Below are 12,779 nucleotides of genomic sequence, written 5' to 3' on the forward strand. Positions count from 1 at the left end.
ATTCTCGACTGCCACTCGAGACACCCGGCCAACGGCGTCCGGCCGTCGACATGAACACGGCGCACCCAAGTGTGGCGCTCGCCCGCTCCCGAATCGTCGTCGATCGGGTCGGGTGTGGGCGGGTCAGGCGAACTGGCCCGCTGTCCTTCCCGCACCCGTCGGACCCGCGAAAGCCTGTGCCAGAGTAAGCCACTCCGTGGCCTCGTCGCCGTGCGTCACGAGCGCCAGATCGTCCGGGTGACGGCGCTGGGTCACCAGCAGGCAGAAGTCGAGCGCCGGTCCGGTCACCCGCTGTTCGGCGTCCTCGGGACCCCACGACCAGGTCGTGCGATCCGGCGCGGTCAATTCGACGCGGAATTCCGCTTCGGGCGGCGTCTTTCGGTGCACGGTGTAGGCGAAGTTCCTGGTGCGCACGCCGATGTGGGCCACGGTGCGCAGCCGCCCCGTCGGCGTGCGGTGCACGCCGAGTGCATCGGCCACGTCCTGCCCGTGCGCCCAGGTCTCCATGATGCGGGCGCTGATCATCGATGCCGCGCTCATCGACGGACCGAACCACGGCAACTTGGCGCCCGCGGGTGCGGCACGCAGCGCGGCGGCGAGTGACGCGCGTCCGCGGCGCCAACGATCGAGGAGATCGGCGGGTGGTTCGGTCGCGGCCTTCTCGGCGGCCTCGTCGACGAACGTGAGCGCACGAGGCCCCGCTTCGGCCAGCAACTCCTGGAAGCGTGCGGCATCCGCGGTGGCGATCGTCGCGACCTCGTCGGTCCAGGCCAGATGGCCGATTTGATGGGCGATGGTCCAGCCGGGCGCCGGTGTGGCGCGCGCCCACTCCTCCGGCGCCAACGGGCCGACGAGTCGTTCCAGGTCCGCGCATTCGTCGGCGAAGTCGCCGAGCAGCGCCTCCAGGTCAGCCATCCGTTCCCCTGCCGCTACGGGCACACCGCCTCGTGTGCCGCCGTCGTCCAGCATCGCAGCGAGGTCAAAAAAAGGCAAGCGTGCTTGTTTTATCTTGGCCGCGCGGGCCTGCTACCAGCCGAAAATCAACAGGTGGGTGGCTCCGACAACGAGGCCGAGGACCGCGCCGTGCAGATATAGCAGCCACGCGTCCTGTTCCACGGACGCGTAGAACATCTCCATGAACTCCCCCGGCGTGAGCCGCCGCAACTTGCGCGCCGCGAATTCATCGATGGTCTTGGCCTGCTCCCGGTTGAACTCCTCGTCCTCGACCAGGGTCGGGGCCAAGCCGACCGCGGCACCCGCCGCGCCCACCGTGAGGTTGTCGAACTGGCGCCGTCCCAACGCGGCCCGTACCAGAGTGGTGGTGGGGCCGAGTTGACGATTGATCTCGTCGGCAATCAAGCGCTCCAGCAGCTGCCTGGTCTTGTCGCCGTTCGGGCCCTCCAGCAGTTCCTTGGACAAGTTGGGCAGCGTCAGCACCTGGTAGGCCAGGATGTGCGCCAGGTCGGTGGCCGCCTGCGGCTGCCGTTTCGCCAGCAGCGCTTGCTTCCACAGGTACTTGTACCTCGGTTGCGGGTCGCCCGGCTCGAACACCATCTTCACCGCGATGACGTTCACGGCCACACCGATCGCCGCCGAGGCGAGCAGTACGATCACCCACCCCGGCACCCAGCCCAGCACCGGAATGTTGTGGTGCACATGCAGGTACAACGCCAGCATCAGGCCGAAGGGCGCGCCGAGCAAGCCGATGCGCACCATGAAGCGCAGCTCGGGCGCCGCGATGGTGGTGGTGAGATCCTTGAGGATGGTCGGGTTGTCCTGCAGGTAGCGGATCACGAAGCTCTTGATGCCGATCAGCTGGTCGACGTTGTCGCCGAGTGAGGCGAACGCGCGGCGCGACAGAGCGGGCAGTTCGCGGTCCACCCGCTGGTAGATCAGCTGCTTGGCGGCGCGCGGCACGCTGCGCCACAGGTCCGGGTTCTCCCGGTACATCAGCTCGTCCACCAGCGGCCGCACCTGCTCCCGCGCCAGCACCGCGATGTAGTCGGCGATACCGTCGAGATCGAGTTCGTGGATGAAGTCCTTCGGACTGCCGATCCGCATCAGAGCCTTGTCCACGCAGATGCTGGCCATCTTCTCCGCGCGCGCCGGGATGAAGCCCTGGAAGCCGAGGCGGCGGCCGTCGCCGGAGAAGGTCGGCAACACTTGTACCCGGCGCGGGAAGTACGGGTAAAGCACGTACAGGCCGGGAATGCGGACGCCGCGAAATCGGATCGGCCAGAACAGCATCAGCACGCCGGTCCAGTTGGTCAGCCAGCCCGCCAGTGCGCTGAAGATCGGAAACGTGATCAGGTCGACCACGAACTTCGGTTGCCCGGTCAAGCCTTCCCAGTCGATGAACACGCCAGCGGCGAGCGACGACATCGATGGGACTCCCTAAGCCGATCCGGCGGTACCGCCGGTATGAGATACCAAGGTCCCCACGTTCTCATTGCCTTGGAGGGGGTGTCAACGCGGAGCGGGACTTCGCCGTCAGCGAACGGACCGGTCGGGGTGGAACAAACCCGAACGCCCCGGGGTTGAGTAGGCATCGCTCAACTTTTGGAAGGTCGAAGACGTGACTACACCACAGAACCTGCCGGTGCTGTTCCTGACCGATCCGATCGTGCTGCCGGGCATGGTCGTGCCCATCGAACTGGACGAATCGGCGCAGGCCGCGATCGATGCCGCGCGCGCCGCCGAAACCGACGCCGTGCTGCTCGCGCCACGGCTGAACGAGGGCTACGCCACCTACGGTGTGGTCGCCACCATCGAACAGGTCGGCCGGATGCGCGGCGGAGCCCCGGCGGCCGTCCTCAAGGCCGAACGGCGCGCCAAGATCGGGCACGGGGTCACCGGCCCAGGCGCCGCGCTGTGGGTCGAGGCCGAGCCGGTCGAGACGCCCACCCCGGACGGCCGTACCAAGGAACTGGCCGCGCAGTACAAGAAGCTGGTCGTCTCGGTGCTGCAACGCCGCGAGGCCTGGCAGATCATCGATGCGGTCAATCAGCTCAACGACCCGTCGGCCGTCGCCGACACCGCGGGCTATGCCCCGTACCTGACCGCCGAGCAGAAGCGTGAACTGCTCGAGACCCCCGACGTGGCCGAGCGGCTCACCACGCTGATCGAGTGGACCAAAGCGCACATCGCCGAGGCCGAGATCAGCGAGAAGATCAGCGAGGACGTTCGCGAGGGCATGGAGAAGAGCCAGCGCGAATTCCTGCTGCGCCAGCAGCTCAACGCCATCCGCAAGGAACTCGGCGAGGACGAGCCGGACGGCGCGGATGACTACCGCACCCGCGTCGAGCAAGCCGACCTGCCCGAGACCGTCCGCGAGGCGGCGCTGCGCGAAGTCGGCAGGCTGGAGCGGGCCAGCGATCAGAGCCCGGAATCCGGCTGGATCCGGACCTGGCTGGACACCGTGCTGGAGCTGCCGTGGACGGTGAAGACCACCGACAGCGCCGACGTCTCGGCCGCCCGCACCGTGCTGGACGCCGACCACCACGGCTTGGACGAGGTCAAGGACCGCATGGTCGAGTACCTGGCCGTCCGGGCGCGGCGGGCCGCCCGCGGCCTGGAGGTCGTCGGCGGACGCGGGTCCGGCGCGGTGCTGGTGCTGGTCGGCCCGCCCGGCGTCGGCAAGACCTCGCTGGGTGAGTCCGTGGCTCGCGCTCTGGGCCGCAAGTTCGTCCGCGTGGCCCTGGGTGGCGTGCGCGACGAGGCCGAGATCCGTGGCCACCGCCGTACCTACGTCGGCGCGCTGCCCGGCCGCATCGTCCGCGCCATGAAGGAAGCCGGATCGATGAACCCGGTCGTGCTGCTGGACGAGATCGACAAGGTCGGCTCGGACTTCCGCGGCGACCCGGCGGCCGCCCTGCTCGAAGTGCTGGACCCGGCGCAGAACCACACCTTCCGCGACCACTACCTGGATCTGGACCTCGACCTGTCCGACGTGCTGTTCATCGCGACCGCGAATGTCATGGAGACCATTCCCGGGCCGCTGCTGGACCGGATGGAACTGATCACCGTCGACGGCTACACCGAGGACGACAAGGTGGCCATCGCGCGCGACTTCCTCGTGCCGCGGCAATTGGAGCGCAACGCGTTGACCGCCGACGAGGTGACGGTCGGCGAGGACGCGCTGCGCGAGATCGCCGCCAATTACACCAGGGAGGCCGGCGTTCGGCAGATGGAACGGCTGATCGCCAAGGCGCTGCGCAAGGCGGCCACCCGGTTGTCCGAGCGTGAAACCGTTCCCGCCACAGCGGGTTACGACCCCGAATTGGGCTACGAGGTGGACACCGGCACCTTGACGATCGGTCTGGACGACCTCGAGGACTACCTGGGTCGTCCGCGCTTCATCCCCGATTCGGTCGAACGCACGGCCGTCCCGGGCGTGGCCACCGGCCTCGCCGTGACCGGCGCGGGCGGCGACGTGCTCTACATCGAGGCGAACGCCGCCGAGGGTGAGCGCTCGCTGACCCTCACCGGTCAGCTCGGCGACGTGATGAAGGAGTCCGCGCAGATCGCGCTGACCTACGTGCGCTCGCACCTGGAGGAGATCGGCATCGAGCCGACGGTGCTGGATCGCAACATCCACATCCACTTCCCGGCCGGCGCGGTGCCGAAGGACGGCCCGTCCGCGGGCGTCACCATGGTCACCGCCCTGGTGTCCCTCGCGCTGGGACGGCAGGTGCGATCGGACGTCGGCATGACCGGTGAGGTCACGCTGAACGGACGGGTGCTGCCGATCGGCGGCGTGAAGCAGAAGCTGCTCGCTGCCCAGCGGGCCGGATTGAAGACGGTGTTCATCCCGGCGCGCAACGAGCCGGATCTGGACGACGTCCCGGCGGAAGTGCTGGCCGCGCTGGATGTCCGCCCCGTCGCCGACGTGGCCGACATCCTGGCCTACGCCATCGAACCGGTCGCCGAACCCGCGTTGGGGCCCGCCTTCGCGGCGACTGCCTGACCTGGGCTGGAACGGCCGGGCACGGTAACTCCGTGCCCGGCCGTTCGCATGCTGCCGAGCGTGCGGCCGGACGCGCGCTGTGCGGCCATGGACGGCGGCTCACCGATCGCCGTGCGTACGCCACTGCGCGCCCGGCGGCGCCGCAGCGGAACGGGTCGTGCGGCTCATCCCGCCGAACATGCCGATGTACGGGCGGCGAGCTGACGGTTGCGATCATTCACCGCTCCGGAATTCGCGCAAGCACAGCCCCGCCGGCCGCCGCCGATGATCAGCCGGTGCCCGGTGCCGACGCGCTCCGGCTCGGACGGCACTTCTCGTACGCGGCACCGTTGGTCAGCCGCTGGTGTCCGCACCGGTCAGATCGGCTTCCGCGAGCCGGGTCGTACCCTGGGCCACCGCACACAGAACGGGTTCGTGGCCCTCGCTTTCCGCGTAGATCTCGCAGTGGGCGACCGCCTGGCGGCGTGTCGCGCCGGTGACGGCTGCCTCGACGCGCAATCGGTCGCCCGCGGCGGGGCGCAGGTAGGTGATGGTGACACCGCCGGTGAGCACGTTCGCGCCGAGCACCGTTCCGGCGGCGAAGGTGAGGGCATTGTCGGCGGCGTAGGCGAGCACGCCGCCGTGCACATAGCCGAACTGCTGGGTCAATTCGCGACGGAGCGGGATGACCAGGGTGGCCGCGCCGTCGCCGAACGCGGTGATCTCGGTGCCCACCAGGGTGGCGAAGGGTTGCGCGGCCAGTATCTTCTCGGCGCTGTCGAGGTCGAGGGTCATGGTGGTCGTCATCGAGAGACCTCAGCCGCGGCTCGGGTGCGATCGGCGGCGAGGGCTAGCCAGGCGGCGTCGGCGAGTTCGCCCGCGACTTCGGCCGGTGCGATGCGCATCTCGCCGCCGAGCCACTGTCGCGTGTATTCCTGCGCCGGGCCGAGCCACAGTGCGTAGACCAGATCGATCGGAAGATCGCGCACCGCCCCGTATCCGGCGTGCGTGCGCCACCATCGCGTCACGTCGGACAGGAAGCGTCGATTGCTCTCGCTCTCGCGCACTCCTGGCGGACGCGCGGAGGTGAGCACGGTTGCGCGATATTGGTTCTCGCCGACCCAGCGCAGGTGCTCGCGCACCCCCGCGGTGACGCCCGCGCGCGCGTCGGTGCTGTCGCCGATTGCTGCCCAGAAATGCTCCTGGTAGTCCGCGAGCGCGTTGGCCCACACCTGCCGGTACAGGTCGGCCTTGTCCGGGAAGTGGTGGTAGAGCGCGCCGACGCTGGCGCCCGCCGCATCGCGGATCTGCGTCAGCGTCGCGTCGAGGGCCCCGTGTTCGGCGAACTGGCGCTCGGCCGACAACAGTAACCGATCTCGAATCTTCATATCCAGAATTTAGTTCTGTTTCGTGACCGGCGCAATGCGCGATGTCGCAGCCCTGGGGTAGAAACGGAAGGTGGCCAGATGGCTGTTGCACGTCGATCTCGACCAGTTCCAGGCGGCGGTGGAGTTCCGCCGTCATCCGGAACTGCGCGGCCTGCCGGTCATCGTCGGCGGCAACGGTGATCCCACCGAACCGCGCAAGGTGGTGACCTGCGCGTCCTATCCGGCGCGCGGGTTCGGCGTACGGGCCGGGATGCCGCTGCGCAGCGCGCAGCGCAAGTGCCCCGAGGGCGTGTTTCTCCCGTTGGACATGACCGCTTACGAGGATGCCTCGGACGAGGTCATGGCGCTGCTGCGCACGTTTCCGGGACGGGTCGAGGTGTGGGGGTGGGACGAGGCTTTCCTCGCCGCGGACACCGACGACCCGGAGGCCCTCGCGCAGCGGGTACGCGGTGCCATCGCCGGACTCGAGCTGACCTGTTCGATCGGTATCGGGGACAACAAACTCACCGCCAAGCTGGCGACCGGGTTCGCCAAATCGGCGGGCAAGGCTTCGGCCGAGCCCGTCGCCGACGCCGGCGCGGCCGCGGGCGTCTTCCGGCTCACCGCCGAGAACTGGATCGAAGTGATGGCCCATCGCCCGACGGACGCGTTGTGGGGCATCGGCACTCGCATCGCCGCCCGGCTCGCCGAGCTGGGCATTCGAACCGTCGGCGACCTGATGGCCGCCGACCGGCAGCGACTCGCCGCGGAGTTCGGGCCGAACACCGGGCCGTACCTCTGGGTGCTCGGCCACGGCAAGGGCGATACGGACGTCACCACCGAACCGCGAATACCCGTGGGCCGCAGCAAGTCCGAGACATTCCCGCACGACCTGACCGATCGCGGTGAGATCCGCGCCCAGGTGGTGCGGCTGGCCACCGAGGTCACCGAGGAGATGGCCGCGGCGGGCCGGATCGGCACCCGTGTTTCCGTGACGGTGCGCACCAACACCTTCTACACACGCAGCAAGCAAGAAAAACTGCCGGAACCGACCAGCGACGTCGCGCGGATCGCCGAGACCGCGCTGCGCATCATCGATCGGTTCGACCTCGACCGCCCGGTTCGTCTGCTCGGCGTCCGGTTGGAACTCCTGCCGCGCTAGCTCCCGGACCCTTCCCGACCCTCGTATGCTCGTCCGCATGGAGTTCTGGGCGATGGTGGCACACGAAACGGACAGCGGGATCGTCCTGACCCGGCAGCAGGTGAACGAGGATTTCCTCGGGCCGGGCGACGTGACGATCAAGGTGCACTACTCGAGCGCGAACTACAAGGACGGTCTGGCGATCACCAAGGGCGGCGGGGTGGTGCGCAACTACCCGATCGTGCCCGGGATCGATCTCGTGGGCGAGGTGGTCGATTCCGCCGACGACGATTTCGCCCCCGGTGACCCGGTGATCGCGCACGGATACGACATCGGCGTTTCGCGCAACGGTGGCTTCGCCGAATACGCCAGGGTGCCCGCCGAATGGGTCGTCAAGTTGGCGGACCTGAGCCTGCGCGACGCGGCCGCGCTCGGCACCGCGGGTTTCACCGCGGCCCTGAGCGTGCAGGCCTTGCTCGACCGCGGCCTCACCCCGGACGCGGGCCCGGTGCTCGTCACCGGTGCGACCGGCGGAGTCGGCAGCGTCAGCGTCGACATCCTCTCCGGTCTCGGCTTCGAAGTCATCGCTTCCACCGGCAAGGCCGACGCGAACGATCTGCTCAGCGAGATCGGCGCGAACGAGGTGATCGGCAGGCTGCCGGAGGACCCGGATGCCAAGCCGCGACCATTGACCAAAGCGCGGTGGGCCGCGGCCGTGGACAGCGTCGGCGGCGCCTCGCTCGCCTACGTGCTGAGCGCCATCGGCTACGGCGGCGTAGTCGCGGCCAGCGGGCTCACCGGTGGCGCCGAGTTGCCCACCACGGTGATGCCGTTCATCCTGCGCGGTGTCGCGCTGGAGGGCATCGATTCGGTCAACCTCCCGATCGACCGTCGCCGCGACGTGTGGTCACGGCTCGGCAAAGAGTTGCGCCCACAGCATCTTTCGTCCCTGGTGAACCATGTTCCGATCACCGAGGCGGAGAAGGTGTTGCGCTCCATCCAGAGCGGCAGCCACCGGGGCCGAACCGTGATCGGCGTCCTGGGCGAATTCTGACCCGCCAGTTCTCGGCGTGCTTCGGTAGAACTCGGACGAAAACTGCGCCGTGTCCGTTTCGGATGTACGGACCGCAGCCTCATGACACTGAGCGAAGCCCGGCTCGATGCGTTCGAGCCGGGCTTCGCCGGTTCGAACGACCCAGGCGCCCGCTCGGTGCCCGTTCGAATGCGGCGGCGACCGCGCTTCACCGCTACGTGGCGGTCGGACGGGAACCCTGATCAGCCGTCGATCGGAACACGCCGCGCGGGGGAAGACGCTGCCACCGTCGCGGGCCCTGATCCGATACGGTTCTTCCGCAAGCACGTGATCGCACCCGGCCGAGAGGCGAACTTCGTTGTCCGCGAATCTGTTCTGGCGTTCGATGTCGATAGTGGCGGCTTCCGCACTGCTCGCCGCGCCCACATACAGCCGGGCCGATCCGGTGGCCGACGCGCAGCCGAACGGCTTGGACCGGTTCTATCACCAGACGCTCGAATGGCAGCCGTGTGGCGTCGAGAATCTGGACAAAGCCGGTGGCGAGTGCGCGAACGTCCTGGTGCCGCTCGACTACGGGCGGCCCGGCGATCGCACGGTCACCGTGGCGATATCCCGGGTGAAAGCGGCTGATCCGGCTCGGCGGCGGGGAATCCTGCTGTCCAATCCGGGCGGTCCGGGCGGCCCGGGTCTGGACAGTGTGGATCTGCTCGGTGATGTGCTGTCGCCGGACGTGCTGGCGAGTTACGACCTGATCGGGATGGACCCGCGCGGGGTCGGCGAGTCGAGCCGGAGCCCGCGGTGCGGGTGGCCGGTCGGCGAGATGATCCGGTCGGCAGGACTCGACCCGCTCGGCTTCGTGCACGACACCGTCCAGTCCGCTGGCATGGCCGCTAGTTGCGTGATCCGCGATCCAGAGCTGGTGCGGCAGTTCACCACCCGCAACACGGCACGGGACATGGACGTCGTCCGAGCCGCCTTGGGCGAACAGACGATCAATTTCTACGGCTTGTCCTACGGCACGTATCTCGGGGCGGTGTTCACCCAGATGTTCCCCGAGCGCAGTGATCGAATCGTGCTCGACAGCGCGATCGACCCGGACCGGTACTGGGAGGGCTTGGTCCAGGATTGGGGTCCCTCGGACGAGATCGCGCTGGACGATTGGGCGGTGTGGGCCGCGGCCAGGGACGAAGAGTTCCGGCTCGGCGCGACGCCGCAGCAGGTGCGCGCGAAGGTCGAGGAGTTGGTCCGCGTCGTCAACCGCCGGCCGATCGTCATCGACGATTTCGCGATCGACGACCACTGGCTGCCGTTCATCCTGCACGCCTTGCTGTGGAACTTCCGGCTGAACGAACCACTGGCCGCGACGGTGCGCGAGCTCGCCGACGACGCGGGCGGTCCGCCCACCACCTCCCGCACGCCGCGGTTGCGCGCCATCGTGGCAGCGCTGCGGGACAACGAGAACTCCGTCCTGGCGCAGATCGCCTGCGGCGATGTCGGTGCGCCCATCGATCCCACGTGGTACTGGCGCAACATCGAGGAGAGCCGGGCCACGCAACCGGTGTTCGGCGCGCTGGCGGGCAATATCCAGCCGTGCGCCTTCTGGCCTCGGCCGGTCGAACCGCCGACGGTGGTCCGGAATGCGGTGCCCGCGCTCATCGTGCAGGCGACGGGAGATCCGCGCACTCCCTACGCCCACGCCGTCCGGCTGCACGAGTACCTGTCGGCGTCGCGGATGGTCACCCTGGAAGATGTCCGCATCCATATGACCTTCCGGCCCGAGTTGAGCAGCTGCGTGAACAACGCCATCAACGTCTACTTCGGCGCGGGAACCCTGCCGGACACCGACACCACCTGTACCGCGGACCGGACGGCGAGCTAGGACGCTGATCGTCGACGGCGTGGTGGTGCACTTCGCCGGCACGTTCTCGATGGTGCTGCTGGTGGTGGCCGGTCAGGCCGCGGCCGTGACGGGTTCCTCGGCGAACTGGGTGCGATACAGCTCCGCGTAGCGGCCGTCGGCGGCAAGCAGTTGGGTGTGCGTGCCGCGCTCCACGACCCGGCCCTCCTCCAGCACCAGGATCTGGTCGGCAGCGCGGATCGTGGACAGCCGGTGTGCGATCACCAGCGCGGTCCTGCCCTCCAGTGCTTCGGACAGCGCCTCTTGCACGGCGGCTTCGGAGGTCGAGTCCAGCGACGCCGTCGCCTCGTCCAGGATCACTACGCGCGGCTGCTTGAGCAGCAGGCGGGCGATGGTCAGACGCTGGCGTTCGCCACCGGAGAGCCGGTAGCCGCGCTCGCCGACCACGGTCTCCAGTCCGTCCGGCAACGACGCGACCAGGTCGCGCAGCCGGGCACGCTCCAGCGCGTCCCACAGCTCGGCCTCTGTGGCCTCCGGTCGCGCGAGCAGCAGATTGGCTCGGATGGTCTCGTGGAACAGGTGCCCGTCCTGGGTGACCAGTCCGACCGTCTCGCGGATCGACCGGGTGGTCAGCTCGCGCACGTCCGTGCCGTTCATCCGCACCGCGCCGCCGTCGACGTCATAGAGCCGGGAGACCAGCTGGGCGATCGTCGACTTGCCCGCACCGGACGAGCCGACCAGTGCGATCAGCTGACCGGGCTCGGCGCGCAGCGACACGTTGTGCAGCACCTCCACTCCACCGCGAGTGTCCAGATTCGCCACGTCCTCCAGCGAGGCCAGCGACACCTTGTCGGCCGAGGGGTAGCCGAAGCTCACCGCGTCCAGCTCCACCGCGACCGGGCCCGCCGGGACGGGCTTCGCGCCCGGCGCGTCCTCGATCAGCGGCTTCAGGTCGAGCACTTCGAAGACGCGCTCGAAGCTCACCAGCGCGGCCATGATCTCCATCCGGGCGCTCGCCAGTGCGGTCAGCGGTGTGTAGAGCCTGGTGAGCAGCAACGACAGCGAGACCACCGCGCCCGCGTCCAACTGGCCGCGCAGGGCGTACCAGCCGCCGAGCCCGTACACCAGGGCGATCGCCAGCGCCGACACCAGTGTGAGCGAGGTGACGAAGACGGTCTGCAGCATCGCCGTGCGCACGCCGATGTCGCGCACCCGGCGGGCCCGCAGCGCGAACTCGTCGGACTCCTGCTCCGGACGGCCGAAGAGCTTGACCAGCGTCGCGCCCGGCGCCGAGAACCGCTCGGTCATCTGGGTGCTCATCGCCGCGTTCAGCCGCGCCGCCTCTCGCTGCATGTCCGCCAGGCGGTTGCCCATCCGGCGCGCCGGGAACACGAACACCGGCAACAGAACCAGCGCGAGCAACGTGATCTGCCACGAGATGCTGAGCATCACCGCGAGCGTCAGCGCGAGGGTGACCAGATTGGCCACCACGCCGGACAGGGTGTCGCTGAACGCGCGCTGCGCGCCGATGACGTCGTTGTTCAGGCGGCTGACGAGTGCGCCGGTTCTGGTCCTGGTGAAGAAGGCGACGGGCATCTTCTGCACGTGGTCGAACACGGCGGTGCGCAGATGGAGGATGAGGCCCTCACCGATCCGTGCCGACATCCATCGGGTCGCCAGCCCGAGCCCCGCGTCGAATACGGCGAGCGCGCCGATCACCAGCGCGAGGACGGCCACCACCCGTGGCGCGGCGCCGCCCACGATGTCGTTGACCACCCGGCCCGCCAGCACCGGCGTCGCCACGGCGAGCACCGCGGACACCACGCTGAACACCAAGAACGCCCCGATCCTCCTGCGGTGCGGCGCCGCGAACCGGAAGATGCGCCTGGCGGTGGCGAAGCGGAACGGCCGCTGTTCCTGCGGCGCGTTCACCCGCCGGTACATCTGGCTCCACGCCACGGATTCGATGCTCACGTTGCTCTCCCTCTCGCTTCCCACCCCATTCAAGACCTGGCCACCGACACTAAGACCTCAACAATGGTTGAGTTCAAGTCGATTCCGGACGCACACTGTTTCCGCCGACGGCGAAACCGGCCGCAGCCCGACCGTGGATCCAGCCCGCGGGGATGGCGGCCACCCGACCAACGCCTCGGGCGCACAGAAGCGCAGTCGCCGTCGACGTGACCACGCGGCCCCCAAACTTCCGAAGTCCAGCCCGGCAAACTTCGTTGTCGGACCTTGCCCATCCGAGTGACCCCGTAGACGCGTATCCGCCCTCCCCGCCGCCGCCAGCGATCCGGCAAGGTCGAATCTGCACCTATCGCCCAGCACTACCACACCGGCTCAACCGCAGGTTCCGAGCGAAGCGAGACCGTGCATGTTCCGTTCGCGGCCCGGCTCGCGTCCGAGTGGCCGTCGCGTCCGCGACGAAGTGT

General features: G+C 68.8%; 9 protein-coding genes. 4 read left to right on the forward strand and 5 right to left on the reverse strand.

Annotated features, from left to right (window positions below):
* Nucleotides 1–123: 123 nt before the first annotated feature.
* Nucleotides 124–915, reverse strand: coding sequence for a TIGR03084 family metal-binding protein (locus ACFU5M_RS21390; protein WP_379051834.1), 792 nt, complete (start codon nt 913–915; stop codon nt 124–126).
* Nucleotides 916–1,026: 111 nt separating this feature from the next.
* Nucleotides 1,027–2,382, reverse strand: coding sequence for a hypothetical protein (locus ACFU5M_RS21395; protein ID WP_379051836.1), 1,356 nt, complete (start codon nt 2,380–2,382; stop codon nt 1,027–1,029).
* A 253-nt stretch (nt 2,383–2,635) separates the two neighbouring features.
* Between ACFU5M_RS21395 and lon the strand changes: the two genes are divergently transcribed.
* Complete coding sequence (gene lon / locus ACFU5M_RS21400; RefSeq protein ID WP_379051858.1) at nt 2,636–4,966, forward strand: endopeptidase La; 2,331 nt, start codon at nt 2,636–2,638, stop codon at nt 4,964–4,966.
* 333 nt (nt 4,967–5,299) lie between these two features.
* Here the strand turns inward: lon and ACFU5M_RS21405 are convergent, their stop codons facing one another.
* Both ACFU5M_RS21405 and ACFU5M_RS21410 read right to left on the reverse strand, forming a co-directional pair.
* Nucleotides 5,300–5,752 carry a PaaI family thioesterase gene (locus tag ACFU5M_RS21405; protein WP_379051838.1) on the reverse strand — a complete coding sequence of 151 codons (453 nt, stop codon included), beginning with the start codon at nt 5,750–5,752 and terminating at the stop codon, nt 5,300–5,302.
* Nucleotides 5,749–6,333, reverse strand: coding sequence for a TetR/AcrR family transcriptional regulator (locus ACFU5M_RS21410; RefSeq protein WP_379051841.1), 585 nt, complete (start codon nt 6,331–6,333; stop codon nt 5,749–5,751). Before ACFU5M_RS21410 ends, ACFU5M_RS21405 begins: the two co-directional genes overlap by 4 nt.
* 70 nt (nt 6,334–6,403) lie before the next feature.
* Between ACFU5M_RS21410 and ACFU5M_RS21415 the strand changes: the two genes are divergently transcribed.
* The 3 genes from ACFU5M_RS21415 (at nt 6,404) to ACFU5M_RS21425 (ending at nt 10,365) form a co-directional block, all read left to right on the forward strand.
* On the forward strand, nt 6,404–7,474 hold the full coding sequence (locus ACFU5M_RS21415; protein ID WP_379051844.1) for a DNA polymerase IV: 1,071 nt from the start codon (nt 6,404–6,406) through the stop codon (nt 7,472–7,474).
* Nucleotides 7,475–7,511: 37 nt separating this feature from the next.
* Complete coding sequence (locus tag ACFU5M_RS21420) at nt 7,512–8,507, forward strand: oxidoreductase (protein WP_379051847.1); 996 nt, start codon at nt 7,512–7,514, stop codon at nt 8,505–8,507.
* A 364-nt stretch (nt 8,508–8,871) separates the two neighbouring features.
* The gene (locus ACFU5M_RS21425) at nt 8,872–10,365 is read left to right on the forward strand and encodes an alpha/beta hydrolase (RefSeq protein ID WP_379051860.1); all 1,494 of its coding nucleotides are present in this window, start codon (nt 8,872–8,874) and stop codon (nt 10,363–10,365) included.
* 72 nt (nt 10,366–10,437) lie between these two features.
* Here ACFU5M_RS21425 and ACFU5M_RS21430 read toward each other — a convergent pair whose 3' ends face one another.
* Nucleotides 10,438–12,318 (reverse strand): ABC transporter ATP-binding protein, encoded by a 1,881-nt coding sequence (locus tag ACFU5M_RS21430; RefSeq protein WP_379051849.1) that lies wholly within the window; start codon nt 12,316–12,318, stop codon nt 10,438–10,440.
* Nucleotides 12,319–12,779 lie beyond the last annotated feature (461 nt).

It is taken from the genome of Nocardia sp. NPDC057455 (assembly GCF_042802775.1).
Lineage (GTDB): Bacteria > Actinomycetota > Actinomycetes > Mycobacteriales > Mycobacteriaceae > Nocardia.

Coding starts and splice junctions, on each gene's coding strand:
- ACFU5M_RS21420 (WP_379051847.1), top strand. CDS start 7,512: ATGGAGTTCTGGGCGATGGTGGCACACGAAACGGACAGCGGGATCGTC.
- ACFU5M_RS21390 (WP_379051834.1), bottom strand. CDS start 915: ATGGCTGACCTGGAGGCGCTGCTCGGCGACTTCGCCGACGAATGCGCG.
- ACFU5M_RS21405 (WP_379051838.1), bottom strand. CDS start 5,752: ATGACGACCACCATGACCCTCGACCTCGACAGCGCCGAGAAGATACTG.
- ACFU5M_RS21425 (WP_379051860.1), top strand. CDS start 8,872: ATGTCGATAGTGGCGGCTTCCGCACTGCTCGCCGCGCCCACATACAGC.
- ACFU5M_RS21395 (WP_379051836.1), bottom strand. CDS start 2,382: ATGTCGTCGCTCGCCGCTGGCGTGTTCATCGACTGGGAAGGCTTGACC.
- lon (WP_379051858.1), top strand. CDS start 2,636: ATGGTCGTGCCCATCGAACTGGACGAATCGGCGCAGGCCGCGATCGAT.
- ACFU5M_RS21410 (WP_379051841.1), bottom strand. CDS start 6,333: ATGAAGATTCGAGATCGGTTACTGTTGTCGGCCGAGCGCCAGTTCGCC.